The organism is Mitsuaria chitosanitabida ATCC BAA-476 = NBRC 102408 (assembly GCF_001598255.1).
GTDB classification, from domain to species: domain Bacteria; phylum Pseudomonadota; class Gammaproteobacteria; order Burkholderiales; family Burkholderiaceae_C; genus Roseateles; species Roseateles chitosanitabidus.
Genome location: NZ_BCYP01000018.1, coordinates 59,777 through 81,554, shown reverse-complemented (window position 1 = coordinate 81,554; position 21,778 = coordinate 59,777). Strand labels below are relative to the sequence as shown.

The following is a 21,778-nucleotide window of genomic DNA, read 5'->3' as shown; positions in this document are numbered from 1 at the left end:
GGACCGGGCGAGTGTAGGTCGTCACGGCATGGCCGGCCTGCCGCCCTGTTAACCTCTGCGCCCTGTCGAAGGCCTCCTCATGCAGATCTCCCCCATCAAAATCGCCGCGGGCATCGCGGCCGTCGTCCTGGCCGTGGCCGGGCTGTTCATCGCGACCCAGATGCGTCAGGGCGCCGTGGACATGCTCTCCTCCCCGGGCGTCGGCGCATGGATCAAGCGCGCGCCGCCGGCCCGTCCGGCGGAGCCCTCGGCCACGGCCTCGGGCGTGCGCGTCATCCCTTTCGGCGTGACCGAACAGCCGGGCGCGTCCAAGCCCGGAAAGCCGGCCGGCGGCTGAGCCCATGCGGCTGCCTCGCCGTTTCGACGACGCGCTGATGGCGCCGCCCGAGGCGGCGGGCGAGATCGATCCCGCGCTGACGGCCATGCTCACCGCCTGGTGCGCGGCCGGCGCCTTCCCCCGGATGACCGAGCCGCTGCGCGCGGCCAGCATCGCGCCGCGCGACGGCCTCGACGGCGCGGCTGGCGCGCTCGACGGCAGCCATGAACTGACGCGCCTGGGCCGCTGGCCCGGGCTGGCGTGGCGCCTGCGCCTCCTGGCGCGCGAATGCTTCTCCACCGGTGCCGCGCGACCCCACGATCCCTGGGACTGCGGCTGGTGGCGGGCAGGTCCGCCGAGTGCCGCGGCAGCCTTCCGTCCCCGGCGGCCGACCTTGCTGATGGTCCGCGCGCCGGATGCCGATGCGGCCGACGCGCTGCTGTCCACCCTGCGGGCGGCCAGTCCGGCCTACACCCGGCCCGTGCGGGTATTGGTGGTGGCGGCTGCTGCCAGGACCGGGATCGAGCGCCTCTAAGCTCCTGGCCTCGTCGCCCGCGTGTCGAAAGACGCCGACCTCGCTCGTCGTCAGGGAGGCGCCCTCCGCCTGGATGTCTCACCCACTCACAAGGACTGCCATGAAAACGCTGCTGCTCGTTCCCGCCCTGCTCGCCGCCGCCGTCGCTGCACAGGCCGCGCCCGTGACCTACGAGATCGACCCGTCGCACACCTACCCCAGCTTCGAGGCCGATCACATGGGCCTGTCCTACTGGCGCGGCAAGCTGAACAAGAGCGCCGGCACCATCGTCTACGACAAGGCCACCGGCGCCGGCAGCGTCGACGTGCGGATGGACCTGGCGAGCATCGACTTCGGCCTGGACGCGATGAACGCCTGGGCCACGGGCAAGGACTTCTTCAACGTCGAGAAGAACCCCGGCGCGAGCTTCAAGGGCCGCTTCGACGGCGCGAAGGATGGGGTCCCGACCCAGGTCGTCGGCGAGCTGACGCTCAACGGCAAGACCCGCCCGATGACGCTGACCGTCCGTCAGCTCAAGTGCATGCCGCACCCGATGCTCAAGCGCGACTACTGCGGCGCGGACGCCACGGGCAGCTTCGACCGCGAGGCCTTCGGACTCGCCGCGGGCAAGGACTGGGGCTTCAAGATGAACGTCGACCTGCGGATCCAGGTGGAGGCGGTCGCGAAGGAGTGAGGACGCCCGGCCCGCGAGGGCCGCTCAGCCTCGCCCGACGAGGCCCCGGAAGTAGGCCTCGAGGGTGACCTGGCCGCGAATCGACTCGTCGGGGAGATCCAACGCGTCCATCGCGACACCCGTCATGCGGGCGTAGGACGCCGCCGCCGCGGGCGAGAAGCCCTGTCGGCGGTAGGCCGCCTCCCACTGTTCCCGAGGCGTGACGACGACCCGCACCGGGCGATCCAGCACCTTCTCGAGCGCGACGGCCACGTCATCCGCGCTGTAGCGCGTCGGTCCCTCCACGTACTGGATGCCGGTGTCGTCCAGGCCCGACAACAGCCGCCGGGCGGCCGCCTCGCCCAGATCGCGCGGCGCAACCATCGGCAGGCGCAGATCGGCCGGGAACATGGACATCAGCTGCCCCGTCCGCCGCACGTCATCGAGCTGTGCCGCCCAGTTGCTCATGTAGAAGCCCGCCCGGTTGATCGCCGACGGAATCGGCTGGCGCTCGAGGCCCTGCTCCAGTTCCCAGAGCACGTTGAGGTCGCCCAGGCGCTCGCCCTGTCGCGCGCCACCGGTGGATTCGGCGACGACCTTCTCGAGACCGCTGCCCCGCACGGCCTCGAGGAGGTTGGCGACGGTCTGGCGCTCGATGCGGTCGGTATCGCCGGTGACGGCGGCCGGCGGGTTGAGGAGGAAGGCGCGACGGCCGCGCCGGAGAACGATCCGCAAGGCGGCCGGGTCGTTCAGGTCGGCGATCGCCACCTCGACGCCGGGGGACCGCCAAGGCGTGGGGTGGTGAGGATCATGCGTGACCGCGATCACGGGCTGACCCGCGCCCGCCAGTGCGTTCACGACCTCGGATCCGACATGGCCGGTCGCGCCCAGGATGATGAACATGAGGTGCTCCTTCCTTGGAACAGGGAGGCAAACGGGGCGCCCGTCCGACCGCGACCGGCTCACCTCATCCCGACGCCTTCCCGCGCCCAGGCCGCCCGGCGCGCGATCTCGCGCTCGCTGGGCGAGTCATCGGCGAACGAGCCGACCTGCACTTCCCCATCCGGGACGTAGCGGCTCATCAGCACGCCGGATGCCGAGGTCCGGCTCGACGCCAGCCTCAGCGCCTGCGGCTTGGCGCCCGACTCGAACAACCGCTTGCCGCTCCCGAGCACGACCGGGTAGGTCCACACGTTGTACTCGTCGATCAGGTGGCCGCGCCGCAGCGACTGGATCAGATCGCCGCTGCCGATGATCTGCAGATCGGGGCCGTCCTGCCGCTTGAGGGCGGCGACCGCGGTCAGCACATCGCCCTCGAGCAAGGTCGAGTTCGCCCAGTCGAGGCGCCGCGCCTGCCGCGAGGCGACGTACTTGCGCGTCGCGTTGAAGGTCTTGGCGATCGGATGGTCGTCCGGCTGATACGGCCAGTAGGCCTCGAAGATCTCGTAGGTCCGGCGGCCGAGCAGCAGCTCGCGGTCCTTGCCGTTGAAGGCGTCCATCTCCTCGCCCATGCCGTCCTCCCAGAACGGGAAGGTCCAGCCGCCGAAGCTGAACCCGCCGGCCGGATCCTCGGCGGGGCCGCCTGGCGCCTGCATGACGCCGTCCAGCGAGACGAAGGTGGATGCGATGAGCTTTCTCATGGGGAACTCCCGGGTCGGTGCATGACAAGGGCGAGCGGAATGCCCACCTCATCTCGACGACGCACGAGGTCGGGCGAATTCGACATCCCGGGGATTCGACACGCATGCGCTCAATCGCAGGATCAGGGCGCAGGGCTCAGGGCTCATGGCTCAGGGCTCATGGCCCGCCTCGCGCGCCCGAGGCCCCTCCGATGAGGGGCGGCCTCTGCCCTGCCGATGTCATTCCTTCAACGGGCATCCGCCAAGCGGAGTTCAAGACGCTTTCCCAGCGCCTTCAAGGCGATGGCGATCGTGTCGATCTTGGTCGGATGCTTGAGGTCGGTCAGGCGATTGATCTCTTGCGGACGCACGTTCATCAACCTTGCCAGATCCGCGTTGCGCGTCCCCTGCGCCAGCATCTCGTTGAGCAGCAGGACCTTCGCTCCGATGCTCGGCGGCAGATCGACCAGCACTTGCCCGCGCTTGAGCCTCGAAGGTTCGGGCACGGGACGCTTGTCCTCGAAGTAGAAGTCCATCGCCGTCGCCAGCGCATCCGCCGCCATGTCCAGGGCCTCCTCGTAAGTGGCGCCGCAGGTGATGGCTTCCGGAACGTCCGGGAAGGTGACCATGAAGCCGGTCCCGTCCGGCGTGACGCGCGCAGGGAAGCTCAACAGCATTTCAGTCCTCACTTGCCTTCAGTCCGAGCTGCTTGCAGATCGCGCGCCGCGTCCCCTCCGGCAATTCATGGGAGGGATGGCGCGGCATGACGCTCTGTCGTCCGCCCAGATAGACCTTGGTATGTCGACCACCTTCCACGAAGGTGGCGCCTCGCATCTGAAGCCATCGCCGGAACTCGCTGACCTTCATCGCCCGCCTCATTTCGAGAGGCGTCGAGTCTGCGGATTCGGACACCGCTTGCGGCGTTTTTTCCCCCATCAGAACGACAAACGCCCCCTTGGTGGGGGCGCCTGTCGACTTCATGGATTCTCCGGTGCCGGTCGATTCATGACGCTCGGCAAGAGTAAACAAAAATGTTTATCTCCGCAAGGGTCTCGCGGCCGCCAGCGCCGACAGCACCATGTCGCACTGGTCCACGGTCGCGATGCAGTCCAGCCCGCGGCTCTCGACCTCGGCCATCAGGCTGAGCCAGGCGTTGATGCCCTCCAGCGTCACCTTGGTCCGCGAGGTCCGGCTCCAGCCCTTCTCCGCGAGCTGCCCCAGGTAGATCCAGGTCTGCCGGCGCGACAGCCCCGACAGCTGCCCGATGCAGGCCTGCGACACCGGCAGCGACAGGCTGTTCCCGATCGCGATCGCGCGCGGCGTGCTGCTCAGCGCCGCGGCCAGCGTCGCCAGCACGCTCACCAGACGCTGCAGGCCGTTGCCCGCCAGGCGCATCGTGATCTGGTCCTGCAGCCGTGACGCGGTCGCCGCGTACAGCTCGCCCGTCGCGGCGTCGCGCTGCGGCGCGTGCGGATCCTTCACCCGCGTGAGCGGGATGTGGATGGTCGTGACGTCCACCAGCGCGGTGACGTCGTAGCGCGCCGCCAGCTTGCCCAGCGGCGAGTCCGCCCCGATCACGTCCCCCAGCCACAGCGCGGCCACGGCCACGCGCGTGTCCGCCGCGACCCGCGCCGCCAGGAAGGCCGCGCCGCCGCTGATCGCGATCCACTCGGCCAGCGGCGTGCCGGCCTCGATGATCTTCTGCCCGCGACGGTACGTCCGGACCTGGCCATCGGCCAGCCAGTCGTCGCTCGTCGTCGGATCGCCGTCCATGCGCGGCGCTCGCGTCCCTCTCGTGCTCATGCTTGTCGTGCGATGAAGTCCGCCGGACAAGGCTCCGCCCTCCGCTCCCTGTCGCGGAAATTCACGGACGCCTCGGTGGCGAATCGTTGGTTATAGAAGCGGAGCCCTGACGCCGATCGGTCGATAAGGCCCGTGGCGCCGGCCCCTTTGCGCTTTGACGCGCCCCGCGGTCACCAGATCGAGAGGCTCCTCGCCAGCACGCGCTGCAGCCAGCTGCGCGACGAGGCCTCCGACACGTCCCCCTGCGCCACGCTCTCCAGGCTCGCATTCACCACGTCTCGCGACGCGACGATGTTCCCCGGGCGGATGTCGCGCGGATTGACGATCCCCGAGAAGCGCAGCGTGTTCACGCCCTTGTTCAGGCCCACGTTGCGCTCCCCCGCCACCAGCAGGTTGCCGTTGGGCAGCACGTTGATGACGCTCACCGCCACTTGCGTGACGAAGCTGTTGTCGGTCTCGGTCGTGCCCGAGCCCTTGAACGAATCGCTGCCCGAGGCGTTGGCGTTCACGTTCAGCAGCCGCTCGATCGCGCCGACGTTGCTCTGCCCGCCCGGCCCCTTCACCGCGACCTTGTTGTCGCGCGTGGTGTCGGTCGTCTGCTTCTGGCTGGCCTTCAAGGTCTCCTGGATGTCGACCTTCAGCGTGTCGCCGATGGCGCTGGGGCGCTTCTCGCCCGAGAACAGCGAGGTCGGCGACATGCCCGGCTGATAGATCGCGCCGTTGGCGGGCCGCTCGATGTACATCGCGGCCTGCGGCGGCTGCACCAGCATCGGTCCCGGCACCGTGGGCGGCGTCGGGCTCGAGCAGGCCGCCAGCAGGGCCGCCGTGATCAGCGCCGCGGCGGCGCGCATCGCGCGTCCGTCCGGCAGGCACCGGCCTCCCCGGCCGACAGGAAGTGCGTCTTTCGTCGACATGGTGTTCCTCTCTGCGTGTTCTCGTCACGCCGCGTCCGGCCTGGTGAGGCGGCCGGTGCGCGGCGGGCTCATGCCCGCGCCAGGCGGGCGTCGGATCAGCTCTCGAAGCCGGTGATCAGCGCCTTCACGACCGGCGCGATCTTGTTGCGCGTGCCCGCCCAGCGCGCGATGCCGTAGTTCTCCTCGGCCTGGTAGCTGCTGGTGGACATCAGCGTGCCGTCGGACCGGTGCAGGCTCAGCGACGCGGCGCTCAGGTTGGCGCGGTAGGCGCTGGCCATCGGGGGCACGCCCCATTCGATGGTGGCGACGTAGCGCAGCCACACGCCGCATTGCTGCAGCCCCGTGCCCGGCTCGAAGACGCGGCTCTCGACGCCCTGCTTGCGCAGTTCCGCCTGCAGCGACGGGACCAGATCCTCGAGCGGCGCGTTGCGGTTGAACTCGATGCACACGTCGCGCACCGGTGCGTCGCCGTGGTGGACGGTATTGCTGGCCTTGGCCGGCGCGGCCGTGGCCAGCGCCGTCGACGTGGCCGTGCCGGTCGCCTTGACCAGCTCCCAGGCCGGCAACGGGCTCAGGATGCCGCAGCCGCCCAGCCCCGCCGCGGCGGTCAGGGCCAGCAGCAGCGCCAGCGGTCGCCGGAGCGCGGATCGGATCACGGGGACACGCATGACCTGACCCTCAGACCAGCTCGTCGAGCACGGCGCCGCCGGCCAGCGCCGCCATGACGCCGTAGCCGATGACATTGCCGGCGACGCTCGCCACCTGCGATCCGGCCTCGCCCGCCGCGTCCAGCACCGCGCCGGCGCCGTCGCCGACCGCGCTCATGACCCGCGTCGCGGCCTGGCTCGCGCCCTTGACGACGTTCGCGCCGGCCTCGCCCAGGTCATGGGCCGCGCCGGTGACCACGTCGGCCGCCGATCCGGCCAGGGCCTGCAGGCTCTCGGCGCTGAAGGTCGCGGTCACGCCGAGCACCGGCAGGCCGATGGTCAGACCGAGCTCGGGCGAGCCGCCGGACGCCGCCGGTGCCGACACCGAGGCCGCCACGGAGGCGCGGCCGCCGCCGTCGGCGAGCGTGCCGGAGAAGGAAGGAACGCTGGTCACGTGCGGGCCTCCGGCGTTCAGGCGCGGGCGGCCAGCGAGGCCGTGTCCACCGCCAGCGTCGCCGGTGCCGGCGTCGCCGCCGTGGGCGCGGCGGGCGGCGTGGCGTGCGCCGCCGCGGCCGGGCCGTCGGCCTGGGCGCTCTTCAGCATCTTGGAGAAATCCGCGTTGCCGGCCGCGGCGGGCTTGGCGCCCTTGGCGGGACCGGAGGCGGCGTGGGTGGCACCGGCGCCATGGGCGGCCGATGCGGGAGAAGCGGTCTTGACGTTCATGGCGAAGCGCTCTCGTTCATTGGGGTGAGCGGATTCTTCGCCGCGGGGCTCCGCAGGCATGCCGTGATGAGGGTCCGGATCCGGCGGATGGACACAGCCTGGGTGATGCACATCACCGAGCGATCGAGATGCGCCGGCATCGCGCCGCTTTGCCGGCTCAAGTTCCGGGCGCGGACGCTCCGGAGCGGGCGATCAACGCCCGAGGCACCATGAAAATCGCCCGGCGCGGGGCCGGGCGTTCGGTCGGTATCGGTACCGGTGCTGGAACCGGTGCCTGGACCGGCGCGCGTGCCGGTCCGGGGGGTGATGTTCAGCGGGACTGGCGCGCCATCGCGTCGGTCCATTCGTCCCAGGTGGACTCGGTCACCTCCAGGCCTTCCAGCGCGGGGGTATCGGTCTCGACGGGCCAGCCCGAGGGGCTGAAGGGGATGCGACGCTGCAGCAGCACCTCGGTCTGCCGCAGGATGTGCTGCATGACCGACGTGAACTGGTGGCTGGCGTGGGGCGAACGGCCGGTCGACCCGGCCGGGCGAGCGATGCGGTGTCGCATGGGGTCCTCTCCTGACGAACCGTCACTATCGGTGCCCACCGGGGAAGTGGGCCATCCCACCATAGGGTGGTCGATGGGGGATGTCGGGGGGAGAAGGATGAAAGGCGGAGCCGGCCGGGCGAACGGCTCCGCGGCGTCCGGAGGCCGGCGGCGGGCGACATCCGCCCATCAGGGCATCGTCGCGCCGGGCCCGCTCAGATCACCTGGCGCAGCAGGGCATAGAGCGCGATGCCGCCGGATGCCAGGGCGAAGATGGTTTTCATCGACTTGTCGGCGACGAAGGCGCCGATGGCGCTGCAGGCCAGGATGGCGGCCAGGAGGTAGTTGGTTTTCATGGGGCGCGATTGTGCAAGCCCTGGCAAGCCGATTGCCCCGCGCGCAGCACCGGCCGTCGCGAACCCGCACGGTTAGACTGCGCCGCACGTTCGCGGCAGAAGAGGACACCGGGTGGAGACAGAAGAGCGACAGGCCTTGCGCGTCGTCGTGCTGGGCGGATCGGCCGGCAGCATCGACGCGCTGAGCACGGTGCTCGGCGCCCTGCCCCCGCAACCGGGCTTCGCGGTCCTGGTGATCACGCACCTGGATCCGACCGAGGAGACCCAGCTCCCCGAGGTCCTGCAGACCCGCACCGCGCTGCCCGTCGAACGCCTGGAGCACCTGCGCCGCATCGAGCACGACCGCGTCTACGTGATGCCGGAGAACGCCGGCGTGATCGCGCTGGACGGTCACTTCCGGCTGGTGCGCCGCCTGCCCGGCCTGCACCTGCCGATCGACGCCTGCCTGGCCTCAATGGCCCAGGATCCCGACGTGGACGCCGCCGTGGCCATCCTGTCCGGCACCGGCCAGGACGGCGCGGCCGGCATCGTCGACCTGAAGGCCGCCGGCGGCATCGCCCTGGCGCAGGCGCCGCAGACCGCCGACCACGAGGGCATGCCCACCGCCGCCATCAACACCGGCCTGGTGGACGAGGTGCTGCCGCCGGTCGAGATCGCGGCCGCGCTGGTACGCCGCTTCGGGGATCCGGCCCATGCGCTGACCGACGCGGCGCTGGGCGCGCCCCACGGCGCCGATGCGCTCGAGTCCGCGCTGGCCATCGTCCAGCAGAAGGCGGGCGTGAACCTGGGCTACGTGAAGGACGTCAACCTGCGCCGCCGCTTCCTGCGTCGCGTGCTGCTGCAGAAGGACCGCGACGTCGGCGCCTACCTGCAGTTCCTGCGCACCGACCCGCACGAGGCCGCCGCGCTGCGCGACGACGTGCTGATCGGCGTCACCGCCTTTTTCCGCGACGCGGAGTTCGTCAACGTGCTGCGCCAGGTGGTGCTGCCCAAGCTGCTGGAGCTGCGCCACGACCCGATCCGCATCTGGGTCCCGGCCTGCTCCACCGGCGAGGAGGTCTACACCATCGCCATGCTGCTCAAGGAGGCGATGAACGCGGAGGGCATCGCGCGGCGCGTGCAGATCTTCGGCACCGACATCAACGAGGCCTCGATCGAGACCGCGCGCGCCGGCCGCTACGCCGCGGCGGCGCTGGAGAACGTGCCCCAGCCCTTCCGCGACACGGCCTTCGTGCCCAGCGCCGGCGGCTACCTGGTGGCCAAGGACCTGCGCGAGATGTGCGTCTTCGCGCGGCACAACCTGCTCACGCACGCGCCCTTCTCGGGGATGGGCCTGATCAGCTGCCGCAACATGCTGATCTACCTGCGCAAGGAAGCGCAGCAGCATGTCTTCGAGGTGCTGCATTACGCGACCCGCGCCGACGGCTTCATGCTGCTGGGCCGCGCGGAAGCAGCCTCGGCGGCCGACGGCTTCGAACACGCCGGCGCGCCGCACCTGTATCGCAAGCTGGCCAACGCGCGCCGGCAGCGGCCGCTGTTCCCGATCGACGCGCTGCGCCCCTGGGCCAGCGAGGGCACGACGCCGCGCGTGACGCAACCGCCCCCGCCCGACCTGGTCAGCGAGGCGGCCAATCGCGTGGCGCTGGCGCGCTACGCGCCGCCCGGCTTCGTGGTCAACGAGGAAGGCGACGTCGTGCAGTTCCGCGGCGAGATCGCGCCCTTCATCGCGCCGGCCAGCGGCGAGGCGACGCTGGCCCTGCCGCGGCTGCTGCACGCGGAGCTCAACGTCCCCGTGCGCACCGCGCTGATCGAGGCCAAGCGCACCGCGCAGCCCGTGCGGCGCGAGCGCGTCGCCTTCAACGAGCGCCGCTACGCGCTGGAGGTCCTGCCGCTGGAGACCGGCGAGGCGCTGCAGCACTTCCTGGTCACGCTGGCGCCGCAGGTCGAGGACGTGTCCGATCCGGCCGGCACGCCGCCGGGTCCGCCGCGCGCGCGGGTGGACGAGCTCGAGCGCACCGTGACCACGCTGTCCGACGAGCTCGAAGGCACGCAGGCGCAACTGCGCACGCTGGTGGTCGAGTTCGAATCGGCCAACGAGGAGCTGCGCACCGCCAATGAGGAGATGCTCAGCACCAACGAGGAGCTGCAGAGCGCCAACGAGGAACTGCAGAGCGCCAAGCAGGAGCTGGAGTCGGCCAACCAGGAGCTGATCTCGCTGAACGAGGAGCTCAAGTCCCGCAACGACCAGTTGGACCAGGTCAACGACGACCTGAGCAACCTGGTCGAGGGCATCCCGCTGCCGGTGGTGCTGCTGGACCGCCAGCTCAAGCTGCGGCACGCGTCGCCGCAGGCGGCGCAGCTCTTCGGGCTCACGCCCGACGCGGTCGGCCAACCGATCGGCAGCGTCAGCACGCGCTTCGCGATCGGACACCTGGAGCACCTGGTGCAGGCGGCCGTGCAAGGCCTGACCCCGGTGGAGCACGAGCTGCAGGACAGCGGCGAGCGCTGGTGGCTGATCAATGTCCGCGCCTACCGGACGGCGGACGACCGCATCGACGGCGCGGTGATCGCCTTCCAGGACATCCACGAGCTCAAGCGGGCGCTGGGCCAGGCCCAGCACGCGCGCGGCGACGCGGAGCGCGCCAACACGGCCAAGGACGACTTCCTGGGCATGGTGTCGCACGAGCTGCGCGCGCCGCTGAACGTGATCGCGGGCTGGGCCTCGGTGCTCAAGCAGGCGCAGGAGCGCGGGACCTTGGCCGACGCCACGGCCACGCGGGCGATCACGACCATCCTCAAGCATTGCCAGACACAGGCGCAGCTGATCGACGACCTGCTGGACGTGTCGCGCATCTCGTCGGGACATCTGGCGCTCGACATGCGGCCGCTGGATCTCGGCGGCGCCTTGCGCGCGGTGACGGACGGCCTGATGCCGGCCGCCGAGGCCAAGGGCCTGACGCTGCGCGGCACCGGGCTGCAGCAGGCGCATCGGGTCCAGGGCGACGCGCGCCGGATGCAGCAGATCGTCGCCAACCTGGTGGGCAACGCGATCAAGTTCACGCCCAGCGGCGGGCGCATCTCGGTGACGCTCAACCGCGTCGGACCGATGGTGGAGCTGGCCGTGTCGGACACCGGCATCGGCGTCCCGCCCGAGCTGCTCCCCCGGCTCTTCGACCGCTTCACGCAGGCGGACATCAGCCGCACGCGCGAGTACGGCGGCCTGGGCCTGGGCCTGTCCATCGTCCGGCACCTGGTGCAGGCGCACGGCGGCACGGTCGCCGCGCACAGCGAGGGCGAGGGTCGCGGGACGCGATTGACGGTCCGCTTCCCCGCGATCGACCTGGTCAGCGAAACACCGGAGTCGCAGCCGCCGCTGTCCGGGGACGCCAACCTCGAGGGACTGCGCGTGCTGGTGGTCGACGACGATCCGAACGCGCTGGAGGCGCTCTCCCACCTGCTGGCGGCCACGGGCGCCGAGGTCGCCTCGGCCGGCTCCGTCGACGAGGCCTGGCGGGTGATCGAAGCCACCGGCGACGACGCCAGGAACGCCGGCTTCCACGCGCTGGTCAGCGACGTGGCGATGCCGGGCGCCGATGGCTACGCGCTGATCCGGCGCCTGCGGCAGCGGGAGCTGGGCATCGGCGCGATGCCGATCTACGCGGTGGCGCTCACCGGACTGGCGACGCTGCAGGACCGCGACGCGGCGATCGCGGCGGGCTTCGACGACCATGTCGCCAAGCCGGTCGACACCGACGGCCTGATCGAGAAGCTGCAGCTGGCGCGGCCGCGCTGATCAGTCCGCCGCCTGCAGCGCCGCGATGGACGGCGCGGGGGCGGCGCGGCGGCGGGCGCGCTTGATCTCGTACATGCGTTCGTCGGCCTGGTGCAGCGCGTCCTCCGCGGTGGCGCCCACCGGGTTGATGGCGACCACGCCGACGCTGGCGCCCGCGTACTGCAGGGTCCGGCCGTCGAGCTCGAAGCGGCCCACCGTGGCCAGCGTGGCGCGCTGCTCCAGGGTGCGGGCGGCGATCAGGGCCTCGCCCTGGTCGATGACCAGGCCGGTGGCGGGCCACTGCCCCAGGGCCAGGCCCGGACCGACGACGACGAACTCGTCTCCGCCGATGCGCCCCAGCATGTCGGAGCCGCGCAGCTCCAGCGACAGGCGCTGCGCGATCTGGCGCAGGAACTCGTCGCCGCGCTGATGGCCCAGTTCGTCGTTGATGGCCTTGAACCCGTCCAGGTCGATGCCGCCGACCAGCACGCAGCTGCCGTCGCGAGCGGCGCGCTGCAGCTGGCGCTGCACCTCGTCGAAGAGCGCGCGGCGGTTTGGGAGGCCGGTCAGGGCGTCGGTGAGGGCGTAGGTGGTCAGTTGCTCGTTGGCGGCGCGCAGGTCGGCGACCAGGCGCTCGCGCTGCAGGTTCTGGCCGATCAGCGAGGAGAACAGCCGCAGCAGGGATTCGGTCTCCGGCGCGATGGGGCGGGTCGTGCCGCTGGCCGCGCACAGCGTGCCCAGCAGCTCGCCGTCGTCGCCGCGCACCGGCGCGCTGACATAGGTCTGGATGCCCAGCTGGCGCGCGGCGTCGGAATCGCCCCAGCAGGCGCCGACGTCGGTCGTGGCCATCCGGCCCTCGTCCAGGGCGCGCTTGCACAGCGTGTCGGACCAGTCGACGGTCAGGCCCTCCGGGATCGTCATCGATCCGACGTTGCGGGCCAGCAGCACGGTCTGGCGGCCGGCGGTCAGGTCGATGGTCGTGAAGTAGGTGGATTCCAGGCCGGTGACGGTCCCCAGCATCTCGAGCAGCGGGCGGGTGAGGTCTTCGACATTGCGCGCGGCCGGAACGGTCGCGGAGAGCTGGGCGAGCAGAGCATCCAAGATCGGCATCGGGGTCGGGTCGGAACGGGCTCGATGTTGGCACAAGTCCGGAGGGCTATCGGACACCGTCCGCCCCGGGCGTGACGCCGCCCATCGGATCCCCGTTCGATGCGGAATATTGCCGAATCGCGCCGGTGCAGGGAGGTGGCGGATGTCGGGTCGGGCGGCAGGCACAGGCCGCCAGCGCGGGCGCGGGGATTGCCGCGAGCGCGCTCATGGAAGTAAGGGAGACCCCCATGCAACGCGACGGACAGTACCGAGGCATCAGTTACCGCGTGGAATCGGAGCTCCAGCCGGGCGGCTCGTTCCTGGGACGCTATCAGCTGCTCGACAGCGGGCGGCGCCGCAGCGACGCCGATGAGGCGCTCATCGACGGGCTCGTCGATGTCGTCCATCCGCCGGTCGACTCGGTCTGGGCCACCGAGAACGAAGCCCTTACCTACGCGACCGAAGCGGCCTGCCACGCGATCGAGATCCTCCAGCTCGGCCGGCCGCAGGCCCAGGGCCGCGGCAGCGGCTCCAGCGCCAGGCGGCTGGATTCGCTGGGGCAGTAAGAGGCTCAGGGACTGCCACCGCCCTCACCCCAGCCCTCTCCCGCGCAGCGGGAGAGGGGGCGCCATGGCTACGGGCTCGCGGTCCTCGTGACTCGTGACTCGTGACTCGTGACTCGTGACTCGTGACTCGTGACTCGTGACTCGTGACTCGTGACTCGTGGGTCGTGACTCGTGGGTCGTGGGTCGTGGGTCGTGGGTCGTGGCTCGTGGGTCGTGAAGTCGGGCGTGGCGGACGGTGAGGCGCGTCACGCTTCGCCCAGGGCGCGGGCGACCAGGTCCACTTGCTCCAGCTGGTGGATCGCGTGGGAGGAGGTGGCGCCGGAGGCGTTCGGGCGTCGCGCGACGCAGCGCAGCTTGCAGTGCGCCGGAAGAATCTCGTCGAGTTGCTCGCGGATGAAGGTCCAGGCCCCCTGCTGCCGGTGTTCCTCCTGCACCCAGGTGATCTCGACCAGCGCCGGATAGCGCGCGAACAGCGCGATCAGCTCGTCTGCCGGGAAGGGATAGAACTGCTCGATCCGCGCCAGCGCCAGGTCGGCTCGCGCCACCGAGCGCCGGCCGCGCTCCAGGTCGTAGAAGACCTTGCCGCTGCACAGCAGCAGGCGCTCGATCTGCCGCGGCCGCTCCACCCCAGGGTCGTCGATGACGGTCCGGAAGTGCCCGCGGGTCAGGTCCTCGACGGCGCCGTGCGAGGCCTTCTCGAAGTACAGCGTCCCCTTGGGCGACATCACGATCAGCGGCTTGCGCAAGGTGTCGAAGGCCTGCCGGCGCAGCAGGTGGAACCACTGCGCCGAGGTCGACGGGCAGCACACCCGCAGGTTGTCCTCGCCGCACAGCTGCAGGAAGCGGCTCAGGTAGCCACTCGAATGGTCCGGCCCGATGCCCTCGTTGCCATGCGGCAGCAGCACGGTCAGCCCGCTCGCGTCGCCCCACTTCTCCTCGCCGGAGCTGATGTACTGGTCGACGAAGACCTGCGCGCCGTTGACGAAGTCGCCGAACTGCGCCTCCCACACCGTCAGCGTGCGCGTCGCGCCGACGCTGAAGCCGTACTCGAAGCCCAGCACGGCCTCCTCCGACAGCGGAGAGTTGTAGATGTCGAAGCGGCCACCGCCCGCGGGGATCTGCCGCAGCGGCACGAACTCGCGCGGCGCGGCGGCGGCACCGTCCGAGGGCCGAGCCGTCGCCGACGAGGACGAGGACGAGGACGAGGACGAGGTCGAGGTCGAGGTCGAGGACGGTGACGACGGCAACGGCGCCTGGGAGGTCCACACCGCCTGCCGGTGCAGGAAGGTGCCCCGCCGAACGTCCATCCCGGAGATGCGCACGTTCATCCCGCCCCGCAGGATGGTCGCGTAGGCCAGGTTCTCGGCGAAGCACCAGTCCAGCGGCAGCGGCGGCTCGGCGATCCCGGCCATGCGCCGCCAGTGCTCCGTCAGCGTGCGCACCATCGCGTGCGGCTCGAAATCCTCGGGCAGGCGGGTCATCGGATCGATCAGCGCGCGCACGCCGTCGGCGTCCAGCGGCGGCACCTCGCCCGGCCGCCGCAGCGCCTGGGGCGCCTCGTCCTCGACCGGCCGGACCGGATCGGCGAAGGCCTGGTGCGCCCGCACCCGCGCGCCAGTCACGTGCGAGGCCATGTCCCCGTCCGGCGCCGCGACGCCGTCCGCTTTCAGCGCGGCGGCATAGCGATCCACCACCGTGGGATGCGCCTGCGTGATGGCATGGATGCGGGGGCGCGTCAGCGCGGGCACGTCGCTCTCCGAATGGCCCAGCCGCCGGTAGCCGATCAGGTCGATGACGACATCCGACCCGAAGCGCGCCCGCCATGCGATCGCGATGGCCGCCGCGCGCAGGGCCTGCTCGGGCTCGTCGGCGTTCACGCGCAGGACCGGGGCGTCGACCATGCGCGTGACGTCGGTGCAGTACTGCGCCGGCCAGGCGCTCATCGGATTGGGCTCGGTGAAGCCGACCTGGTTGTTGATGACCACGTGCACCGTGCCGCCGACGCTGTAGCCCGGCTTGCCGCCCAGCATCAGCGTCTCCATCACCACGCCCTGCCCCGCGAAGGCCGCGTCGCCGTGCAGCATCAGGGCCAGCACCTCGCGCCGGCCGGTGTGCGGGGCCGCGCCGGGCGCGCGGTCCAGCGCGTCCTGGCAGGCGCGCGCCAGGCCGGTCAGCACCGGCTGCACGCTCTGCAGGTGAGAGGGGTTGTGCGCCAGCGTCAGCGAGACCGGCCCGTGCGCGGTGGGCAGCTCGCGCTCGCCGCCGAGGTGGTAGACGAGGTCGGTGTGCAGCTCGGGCGTGGGCGACTTCGGGTCGAAGTAGTCCAGCACCCGTGCCGGCGCCATGCCCATCAGGTTGACCAGCACGTTGACGCGGCCGCGGTGCGGCATGCCCAGGAAGATGCGGCGCACGCCCGCGTCGGCGGCCTGCTCGCAGAGCGCGTGAAGCAGCGGGATCAGTGTCTCGTTGCCTTCCAGCGAGAAGCGCTTCGCGTGCGGAAAGGCCTGCGCCACATGCGCCTCCCAGGCCTGGGCGCGCACCAGCAGCTCGAGCAGGGCCAGCCGTTGCGCCGCGCCGCCCGGCGTCGGGGGCGCGGCCTCCATCTCGCGGAACAGCCACTCGCGGCGGGCGTCGTCGCGCACCGCGCTGGCGTCCAGCGCGAGGCCACCGCAATAGACCGCCTTGAGCGTGCGGTCGAGGTCGCCGACGGTGCGGGCGCTCCACAGCGGCGTGCCGGTCGGCGACAGCCAGTCGCCCGGCTGCAGGCCGAAGCGATGCGGGTCCAGCAGCGCGAGATCGGCGGGCCGCGACAGGCCCAGCGGATCCAGCCTCGCGCAGCGATGGCCGTCGCGGCGGTGCGCGTCGATGAAGGCGATCACCTCGGGTCGCCATCGGGTGGCGGGGCCGCCCGGGGGCGCGTCCTCGTGGATTCGATCGTTCATGGGTCGCTCCCTGGTGAGTCGACGGCGGTTCCGTTCACAGCACGAAGGCTCGCACCGCGTTGTTCAGCTGGGTGGCCTCGTCCTGCAGGGCCTTGGCCGAGGCGGTGCTCTGCTCGACCATGGCGGCGTTCTTCTGCGTGGTGTCGTCCATCTGCATGATGGCCGCATTGACCTGCTCGATGCCCATGCTCTGCTCGCGGCTGGAGGCGCTGATCTCGGCCACCACGCCGCTGACCTGCTGGATGCCGGTGACGACCTGCGTCATCGTCGCGCCGGCCTGCTCCACCAGCCGGCTGCCGGTGCCGACCTGCGCGCTCGAGTCGTCGATCAGCGACTTGATCTCCTTGGCCGCGCCCGCCGAGCGCTGCGCCAGCGCGCGCACCTCGGAGGCCACCACCGCGAAGCCGCGGCCGTGCTCGCCCGCGCGGGCGGCTTCCACCGCCGCGTTCAAGGCCAGGATGTTGGTCTGGAAAGCGATGCCGTCGATCGTGCCGATGATCTCGCCGATGCGCTGCGAGGAGGCGGAGATGGAGCTCATCGTCGCCACCACCTCGCCCACCGCCTTGCCGCCGGCGCTGGCCACCTGCGAGGCCGAGGCGGCCGTGGCGTTGGCCTGATCGGCGTTGTCCGCGCTCATCCGCACCGCCGCGGTCAGCTGCTCCATCGCCGACGCGGTCTGCTGCAGCGCGCTGGCCTGCGCCTCGGTGCGCGCCGACAGGTCGGCGTTGCCCTGGGCGACCTCGCGCGCGGCCGCGGCGATGGTGTCGGCGCCGTTGCGCACGCGGGACACGATCTGGTGCAGGCTGCTCAGCATGTGCTGCAGGGCGGTGATCAGCCGGCCGATCTCGTCCCGGCTCTCGGGCAGGGAATGCGGCGTCAGGTCGCCCTTGGCCACGTCCTCCGCCAGCGCGATCACCCCGTGGATGCGCTGCGTCAGCGAGCGGGTGATGCTGATCGCCGTCACCACGCCCAGCACCACCGCGATGACCGCCACCACGCCCATCCAGAGCTTGGAGCGGCGCGCATCGTCCTTGGCGTGGGCGACGTCCTGGGTCATGGCCTGGTCCTGGTAGTCGACCATCTTGTCGATCAGCGCGTAGTAGCGGACCTGCTCGCGCGCCATGTCGCCCTGGTAGACGGCCATGGCGGCCTCGCGCTGGCCGGCCGCGACCAGGTCGAAGACCTTGCGCACGGCGGCCCCGTAGGTCTTCCGCGCCTCGGCCTGCTCCGCGAAGATCGCCTTGCCCTGCTCGGTGTTGAGCATCTTCTCGAACTTGGCGAAGTTCTCGGTGTTGGCCGCGCGGACCTTGGCGTAATCGTCCATGTAGCCCTTGGCCTGCGCCGCGTCGGTGGACAGCAGCAGCCGGCCGATCACGATCACGCCCTGGTCGCCGACATTCTTGATGTCGTCGCTGATCGAGATCTGGGCGTAACGGTCGTCGACGATGCGATCCATCGTGTCGCTCGTCCGGTTGAGCACCGAGACGGCGACGGCGAGCACGATCAGCAACAGCGCGATGACGATGGCGAACGCGGCGGCGAGCCGCGTGCCGATGTTGAAGTTGGACAGCGACGGCATGTTGTTCTCCCTGGATGCACACGGATCACGACAGCGGAGTCGGGCAAGGCGCGGTCCGGCCCCGGCACGTCAGCCTCGACGCGGGCGGATCGGCGCGGGCAAGCCCCGTGCCCATGCGGGTGCGCGGGGCGCGGTCGCCGCTCGGAAAGCGGTCGCCGCGCGTGTCTCACGCTTGTTCCGCGAAGGTCGCGATGTATTGCCGGGCCACGGCGTCGGCATGCGCCGCCGCCTCGTCCTCCGAGGCGAAATCGTCGCTCAGATCGTGCCAGGCGGTGGCACCGGGACGGTGGCCGTCCTCCTCTCCCTTGACGACGAAGCGGCCGTGCCAGGGACCCGTGTTCGGGCCGGTGGCGTCGATGACGTAGGTGCGGCCCAGGTGGTGTCGGACGGTCTGCATGATCGGCATCGGGGCGATGGACAGGCGACGTGGCGGTGCTCGCGGTTGTACACCGCCGACGGCGTCGCGGGAATGAATTCCCTGCGACCGACTGTGGCGCCGACCCCGATTCGATCAGGCCGGACGGCCGGCACCGCGCCGGTAGCGCTCCCAATCGGCCCTGAGGGCGCCTGCGGCCGCAAGCGCCCGTGTCATCGGCCTCTCCGGCGCGTGAAGCTGGAGTGAAGGGCCGGCGGCGGTCTCAGCGGACGCGGTTGCGGCCTTCGCGCTTGGCGGTGTACAGCGCGTCGTCGGCCTCGGCGATGAGGCTCTCCAGCGTGCGTTCGTCCGACGGCACGCAGGCGGCGACGCCCAGGCTGATCGTCAGCACCGTTGCGGCCGGCGAGGACGGATGCGGCAGGCCCAGCGCCTCGATGCCAGCGCGGATGTGCTCGGCGACGTCCGCGGCGGCCGCCCGGTCGGCGCCGGGCAGCAGGACGACGAACTCCTCGCCGCCATAGCGCGCGGCCAGATCGCCCGCCCGGCCGACCGAGGCGGCGAAGACCGCGCCCACGGCGGCCAGGGCCTCGTCGCCCTTGAGGTGGCCCATCTGGTCGTTGTAGCGCTTGAAGGCGTCGACGTCGGCCAGCACCAGCCCCAGCGATCCGCCGCTGCGCCGCGCGCGCCGCCATTCCTCGGCCGCGGCCTCGTTGAAGCGGCGGCGGTTGGCCAGCCCGGTCACGGCGTCCAGGAAGGACAGCCGGCGCAGGTGCTCGTTGGCCAGGCGCAGTTCCTCGGTGCGCTGCGCCACGAGCTGCTCCATCTCGGCCTGGCGGCGGCGGGTCAGGCGGGTGCGCCAGCTCACCAGGCCGGCGAACAGGCCGATGGCCAGCAGCGCCACCAGCGCCTGGAACCAGCCGGTCTGGTGGAAGCGCGGCCGCACGGTGACGTCCAGCGGCGTGTCCGACTCGCGCCAGCGCGCGCCGTCCAGCGAGGAGGACAGCCGCAGCCGGTAGCGGCCGTGCTGCAGCGCGGGGAAGGTCAGCTCGCGATCGGCGCCGACATCGGTCCAGTCCCGAGTCAGGCCTTCCATCAGGAAGCGGAAGCGCACCCGGTCCGCCTCGCGCAGCGTGGACGCGGCCAGCGTCAGCCGCAGCGCGACCGGTCCGGGCGGCAGCGCCAGCGCGTGGCCGTCCAGGGCGTGGGTCTCGCCGTCGACCTTGAGCAGCTCGATGCGGGGCGCGGGCGGCTCGCCGCCGCCGGGCAGGCGCGCCGGATCGACGATGACCAGGCCGCCCGAGGACGGCAGCCACACGCGCCCTTGCGCGTCCACGCCGCCGGCCGATTGCAGGCCGCCGGCGAAGCTCGTGGCGCGCAGCGCGTCGCCGGGACCGAACCCGACCGAGCGCACCCGCTCCAGCTTGCCGTCGAGGAAGGCCTCCAGGTCGGCGCGCGAGACGCGGTAGAAGCCCCGGTTGCAGGTGATCCAGAACTGCCCGGCGCGGTCCTCGAGGAAGGTCTGGGACAGGCCGTCCCACAGGCCGTCGTCGGTGCGGATGGCGCCGATGCGGCCGTCCTTGATGCGGTTGATGCCCTCGCCGTTGGTGCCGACCCAGAGCGCGCCGCGCGCGTCCTCCTTGAGGGCGATGATCCAGTTGGACACCAGCCCGTCGGCGACGGTGAAGGTCTTGGCCACGCCGTCCTGCCAGCGGGCCAGGCCCTGGCCGGTGGTCCCGAACCACAGCGCGCCTGAGCGGTCCTGCAGGATGGCGGCCACGCCCTCGGCCGGCAGGCCGGGCGCCTTCACCGCCTCGAAGCGGTGTCCGTCGAAGCGCGCCAGGCCCGAGCGGGTGCCGACCCACAGCGTGCCGGCGCGGTCCTCGAGGATGGCGCGGACCTCGTTGCCCGGCAGCCCGGCGTCGATGCCGAAGGACTCGAAGCGGCCGTCGCGGCCCAGGCGGGCCACGCCCGCCGTGTAGGTACCGATCCAGAGCGTGCCGTCGCGCGTCTCGTGGAGCGTGGAGATCTCGTCGGTGGGCAGGCCGTCGGCCTTGCGCATCACGGTGATGCGGCCGTCCTTGAGCCGGTTCAGGCCGCCGCCCGAGGTCGCGACCCAGGTCGAGCCATCGCGCGCGAACAGCACCGAGCGGACGTTGTCGTGGCTCAGGCCCTCGGGCGTGCCCAGCACGGTGAAGGAACGGTTGCGCAGCCGGTTCAGGCCGTCGACCCAGGTGCCGATCCAGAGGCTGCCCTCGCGGTCGGCGGCCATGGACCAGATCTGGCTGCCGGCCAGGCCGTTGGCGGTGGACAGCGTGTCGAAGCGGCCGTCACGCATCCGGCTGACGCCGCCGCCCCAGCTGCCCACCCACAGGTCGCCGCGGGCGTCGCGCGCCAGCGCGGTGAGATGGTCGGACGGCAGGCCGTCGGCCGTCGTGTAGACACGGGGCGCGGGGTGGTCGACGCCTTGCATGCGCACGAGGCCGCCGCCGGCGGTGACGGCCCACACCCCGCCGGCCGGATCGGCCATGACCTGGCGCACGACCAGGTGCGGGAAGCCGTTGCGGGTGTCGAAGACCTTGAAGCCGCCGTCGGGCGGCATGGCGACCAGGCCCGCGTTGCTGGTCGCGATCCAGAGCGTGCCGGCCGTGTCCAGCGCCAGCGCGCGCAGCTTGAGCGTGGGCAGCCCATCGGCCAGCCCGTAGTTCCTGACCTCGCCGTCGCGCACGCGGAACAGGCCCGCCTCGCCCGCGGCCCAGACGGTGCCGGACTTGTCCTGGACGAAGGACCAGATGCGGCGCGCGCCGGTCTGCGCCTTGGTGATCGCCGGCGTGAAGCGGCCGTGCTCGTAGACCAGGGCACCCGAGGGATGCCCGATCCACAGGCGGCCGCGCGTGTCCTCCATCAGGCCGAAGATGGGCTGGGAAGCGACTTCGGGCGACTGCGTGGTGTCGAAGGTGACGAAGCGCTTGCCGTCGAAGCGCGCCAATCCGCCCGCCGTGCCGATCCACAGGCCGCCATCCCGCGATTGCAGCAAGGCCTGCACGGTGTTGAGCGGCAGGCCCTGGTCGGTCTGCCAGAGGTCGATCTTGTACTGGCTGACCGCGCGGACGGGGTCGCGCAGGTCGACGTAGGCCTCGGACGCCGCGCTGGCGGGCGACGCCGGGACCACGGGGCCGGACGCCGGCCCCTTGTCGGGCACCACCGCGGCGGCCGTCAGCGGGCTGGTCACCGCCCGGGCGGCGCCCATCGACGACGCGGTCGCCGCCAGCGCGAGCGCCAGGGCGACGGGACGGACAGCGGACGGGATCGGGGACCGGACGGATTTCATGGATGGCGCGGGCAGTCCGGGATTGTGGCCCG

Annotated in this window: 21 protein-coding genes; 5 read left to right on the top strand and 16 right to left on the bottom strand. The window is 71.6% G+C overall.

Features of this window, described 5'->3' with window-relative positions; translation table 11 throughout:
• Positions 1 to 79: 79 nt before the first annotated feature.
• The 3 genes from MCHT01_RS11265 to MCHT01_RS11255 all read left to right on the top strand — a co-directional run bounded on the left by MCHT01_RS11265 (position 80) and on the right by MCHT01_RS11255 (position 1,524).
• Positions 80 to 337, top strand: a complete 258-nt coding sequence (locus tag MCHT01_RS11265) for a hypothetical protein (RefSeq protein WP_067065436.1) — start codon at positions 80 to 82, stop codon at positions 335 to 337.
• A gap of 4 nt (positions 338 to 341) precedes the next feature.
• Positions 342 to 851, top strand: coding sequence for a hypothetical protein (locus tag MCHT01_RS11260; protein WP_067065435.1), 510 nt, complete (start codon positions 342 to 344; stop codon positions 849 to 851).
• A 100-nt stretch (positions 852 to 951) separates the two neighbouring features.
• On the top strand, positions 952 to 1,524 hold the full coding sequence (locus MCHT01_RS11255; protein WP_067065434.1) for a YceI family protein: 573 nt from the start codon (positions 952 to 954) through the stop codon (positions 1,522 to 1,524).
• Positions 1,525 to 1,548: 24 nt separating this feature from the next.
• Here MCHT01_RS11255 and MCHT01_RS11250 read toward each other — a convergent pair whose 3' ends face one another.
• From MCHT01_RS11250 to MCHT01_RS26745, 11 genes are all read right to left on the bottom strand, one after another.
• Positions 1,549 to 2,406, bottom strand: coding sequence for an NmrA family NAD(P)-binding protein (locus tag MCHT01_RS11250; protein ID WP_067065433.1), 858 nt, complete (start codon positions 2,404 to 2,406; stop codon positions 1,549 to 1,551).
• Between the two features lie 59 nt (positions 2,407 to 2,465).
• Positions 2,466 to 3,143: a dihydrofolate reductase family protein gene (locus MCHT01_RS11245; protein ID WP_067065432.1), complete on the bottom strand. Its 678-nt coding sequence runs from the start codon at positions 3,141 to 3,143 to the stop codon at positions 2,466 to 2,468.
• A gap of 227 nt (positions 3,144 to 3,370) precedes the next feature.
• Complete coding sequence (locus tag MCHT01_RS11240; protein WP_084452539.1) at positions 3,371 to 3,796, bottom strand: type II toxin-antitoxin system HicB family antitoxin; 426 nt, start codon at positions 3,794 to 3,796, stop codon at positions 3,371 to 3,373.
• Between the two features lie 4 nt (positions 3,797 to 3,800).
• Positions 3,801 to 4,103 (bottom strand): type II toxin-antitoxin system HicA family toxin, encoded by a 303-nt coding sequence (locus tag MCHT01_RS27940; protein WP_369688619.1) that lies wholly within the window; start codon positions 4,101 to 4,103, stop codon positions 3,801 to 3,803.
• Positions 4,104 to 4,157: 54 nt separating this feature from the next.
• Entirely contained in the window at positions 4,158 to 4,895 is a 738-nt protein-coding gene (locus MCHT01_RS11230) for a Crp/Fnr family transcriptional regulator (protein WP_067065430.1), read from the bottom strand.
• A gap of 200 nt (positions 4,896 to 5,095) precedes the next feature.
• Complete coding sequence (locus MCHT01_RS11225) at positions 5,096 to 5,839, bottom strand: flagellar basal body L-ring protein FlgH (protein ID WP_245643228.1); 744 nt, start codon at positions 5,837 to 5,839, stop codon at positions 5,096 to 5,098.
• A 95-nt stretch (positions 5,840 to 5,934) separates the two neighbouring features.
• Complete coding sequence (locus MCHT01_RS11220; protein ID WP_067065428.1) at positions 5,935 to 6,507, bottom strand: hypothetical protein; 573 nt, start codon at positions 6,505 to 6,507, stop codon at positions 5,935 to 5,937.
• A 10-nt stretch (positions 6,508 to 6,517) separates the two neighbouring features.
• Positions 6,518 to 6,940, bottom strand: a complete 423-nt coding sequence (locus MCHT01_RS11215) for a hypothetical protein (RefSeq protein ID WP_067065427.1) — start codon at positions 6,938 to 6,940, stop codon at positions 6,518 to 6,520.
• A gap of 17 nt (positions 6,941 to 6,957) precedes the next feature.
• Positions 6,958 to 7,209 (bottom strand): hypothetical protein, encoded by a 252-nt coding sequence (locus tag MCHT01_RS11210; RefSeq protein ID WP_067065426.1) that lies wholly within the window; start codon positions 7,207 to 7,209, stop codon positions 6,958 to 6,960.
• Positions 7,210 to 7,519: 310 nt separating this feature from the next.
• A complete protein-coding gene (locus MCHT01_RS11205) occupies positions 7,520 to 7,759 on the bottom strand; it encodes a hypothetical protein (protein WP_067065425.1) in 240 nt (79 codons plus the stop codon).
• A gap of 194 nt (positions 7,760 to 7,953) precedes the next feature.
• Positions 7,954 to 8,094, bottom strand: coding sequence for a hypothetical protein (locus MCHT01_RS26745; protein WP_169806124.1), 141 nt, complete (start codon positions 8,092 to 8,094; stop codon positions 7,954 to 7,956).
• Between the two features lie 112 nt (positions 8,095 to 8,206).
• Between MCHT01_RS26745 and MCHT01_RS25630 the strand changes: the two genes are divergently transcribed.
• The gene (locus tag MCHT01_RS25630) at positions 8,207 to 11,887 is read left to right on the top strand and encodes a CheR family methyltransferase (RefSeq protein WP_084452401.1); all 3,681 of its coding nucleotides are present in this window, start codon (positions 8,207 to 8,209) and stop codon (positions 11,885 to 11,887) included.
• Here the strand turns inward: MCHT01_RS25630 and MCHT01_RS11195 are convergent, their stop codons facing one another.
• On the bottom strand, positions 11,888 to 12,967 hold the full coding sequence (locus tag MCHT01_RS11195; protein WP_067065784.1) for a sensor domain-containing diguanylate cyclase: 1,080 nt from the start codon (positions 12,965 to 12,967) through the stop codon (positions 11,888 to 11,890).
• 236 nt (positions 12,968 to 13,203) lie between these two features.
• On the opposite strand from MCHT01_RS11195, the gene MCHT01_RS11190 reads away from it, so the two are divergent.
• The gene (locus MCHT01_RS11190; RefSeq protein ID WP_067065424.1) at positions 13,204 to 13,521 is read left to right on the top strand and encodes a hypothetical protein; all 318 of its coding nucleotides are present in this window, start codon (positions 13,204 to 13,206) and stop codon (positions 13,519 to 13,521) included.
• A 245-nt stretch (positions 13,522 to 13,766) separates the two neighbouring features.
• On the opposite strand, the gene MCHT01_RS11185 is transcribed toward MCHT01_RS11190, so the two are convergent.
• From MCHT01_RS11185 to MCHT01_RS11170, 4 genes are all read right to left on the bottom strand, one after another.
• A complete protein-coding gene (locus tag MCHT01_RS11185) occupies positions 13,767 to 16,463 on the bottom strand; it encodes a 2-oxoglutarate dehydrogenase E1 component (protein WP_067065423.1) in 2,697 nt (898 codons plus the stop codon).
• A 34-nt stretch (positions 16,464 to 16,497) separates the two neighbouring features.
• Positions 16,498 to 18,042, bottom strand: coding sequence for a methyl-accepting chemotaxis protein (locus tag MCHT01_RS27820; protein WP_067065422.1), 1,545 nt, complete (start codon positions 18,040 to 18,042; stop codon positions 16,498 to 16,500).
• Positions 18,043 to 18,208: 166 nt separating this feature from the next.
• Positions 18,209 to 18,439 carry a hypothetical protein gene (locus MCHT01_RS11175; protein WP_148661492.1) on the bottom strand — a complete coding sequence of 77 codons (231 nt, stop codon included), beginning with the start codon at positions 18,437 to 18,439 and terminating at the stop codon, positions 18,209 to 18,211.
• Between the two features lie 241 nt (positions 18,440 to 18,680).
• Positions 18,681 to 21,746 carry a two-component regulator propeller domain-containing protein gene (locus tag MCHT01_RS11170; RefSeq protein ID WP_067065420.1) on the bottom strand — a complete coding sequence of 1,022 codons (3,066 nt, stop codon included), beginning with the start codon at positions 21,744 to 21,746 and terminating at the stop codon, positions 18,681 to 18,683.
• Positions 21,747 to 21,778: the final 32 nt, after the last annotated feature.

What these genes read in the sequence shown, in the direction of transcription:
- MCHT01_RS11265 (WP_067065436.1), top strand. Translation starts at nt 80, where the DNA reads ATGCAGATCTCCCCCATCAAAATCGCCGCGGGCATCGCGGCCGTCGTC.
- MCHT01_RS11260 (WP_067065435.1), top strand. Translation starts at nt 342, where the DNA reads ATGCGGCTGCCTCGCCGTTTCGACGACGCGCTGATGGCGCCGCCCGAG.
- MCHT01_RS11255 (WP_067065434.1), top strand. Translation starts at nt 952, where the DNA reads ATGAAAACGCTGCTGCTCGTTCCCGCCCTGCTCGCCGCCGCCGTCGCT.
- MCHT01_RS11250 (WP_067065433.1), bottom strand. Translation starts at nt 2,406, where the DNA reads ATGTTCATCATCCTGGGCGCGACCGGCCATGTCGGATCCGAGGTCGTG.
- MCHT01_RS11245 (WP_067065432.1), bottom strand. Translation starts at nt 3,143, where the DNA reads ATGAGAAAGCTCATCGCATCCACCTTCGTCTCGCTGGACGGCGTCATG.
- MCHT01_RS27940 (WP_369688619.1), bottom strand. Translation starts at nt 4,103, where the DNA reads ATGAAGTCGACAGGCGCCCCCACCAAGGGGGCGTTTGTCGTTCTGATG.
- MCHT01_RS11230 (WP_067065430.1), bottom strand. Translation starts at nt 4,895, where the DNA reads ATGGACGGCGATCCGACGACGAGCGACGACTGGCTGGCCGATGGCCAG.
- MCHT01_RS11225 (WP_245643228.1), bottom strand. Translation starts at nt 5,839, where the DNA reads ATGTCGACGAAAGACGCACTTCCTGTCGGCCGGGGAGGCCGGTGCCTG.
- MCHT01_RS11220 (WP_067065428.1), bottom strand. Translation starts at nt 6,507, where the DNA reads ATGCGTGTCCCCGTGATCCGATCCGCGCTCCGGCGACCGCTGGCGCTG.
- MCHT01_RS11210 (WP_067065426.1), bottom strand. Translation starts at nt 7,209, where the DNA reads ATGAACGTCAAGACCGCTTCTCCCGCATCGGCCGCCCATGGCGCCGGT.
- MCHT01_RS11205 (WP_067065425.1), bottom strand. Translation starts at nt 7,759, where the DNA reads ATGCGACACCGCATCGCTCGCCCGGCCGGGTCGACCGGCCGTTCGCCC.
- MCHT01_RS26745 (WP_169806124.1), bottom strand. Translation starts at nt 8,094, where the DNA reads ATGAAAACCAACTACCTCCTGGCCGCCATCCTGGCCTGCAGCGCCATC.
- MCHT01_RS11190 (WP_067065424.1), top strand. Translation starts at nt 13,204, where the DNA reads ATGCAACGCGACGGACAGTACCGAGGCATCAGTTACCGCGTGGAATCG.
- MCHT01_RS11185 (WP_067065423.1), bottom strand. Translation starts at nt 16,463, where the DNA reads ATGAACGATCGAATCCACGAGGACGCGCCCCCGGGCGGCCCCGCCACC.
- MCHT01_RS27820 (WP_067065422.1), bottom strand. Translation starts at nt 18,042, where the DNA reads ATGCCGTCGCTGTCCAACTTCAACATCGGCACGCGGCTCGCCGCCGCG.
- MCHT01_RS11175 (WP_148661492.1), bottom strand. Translation starts at nt 18,439, where the DNA reads ATGCAGACCGTCCGACACCACCTGGGCCGCACCTACGTCATCGACGCC.
- MCHT01_RS11170 (WP_067065420.1), bottom strand. Translation starts at nt 21,746, where the DNA reads ATGAAATCCGTCCGGTCCCCGATCCCGTCCGCTGTCCGTCCCGTCGCC.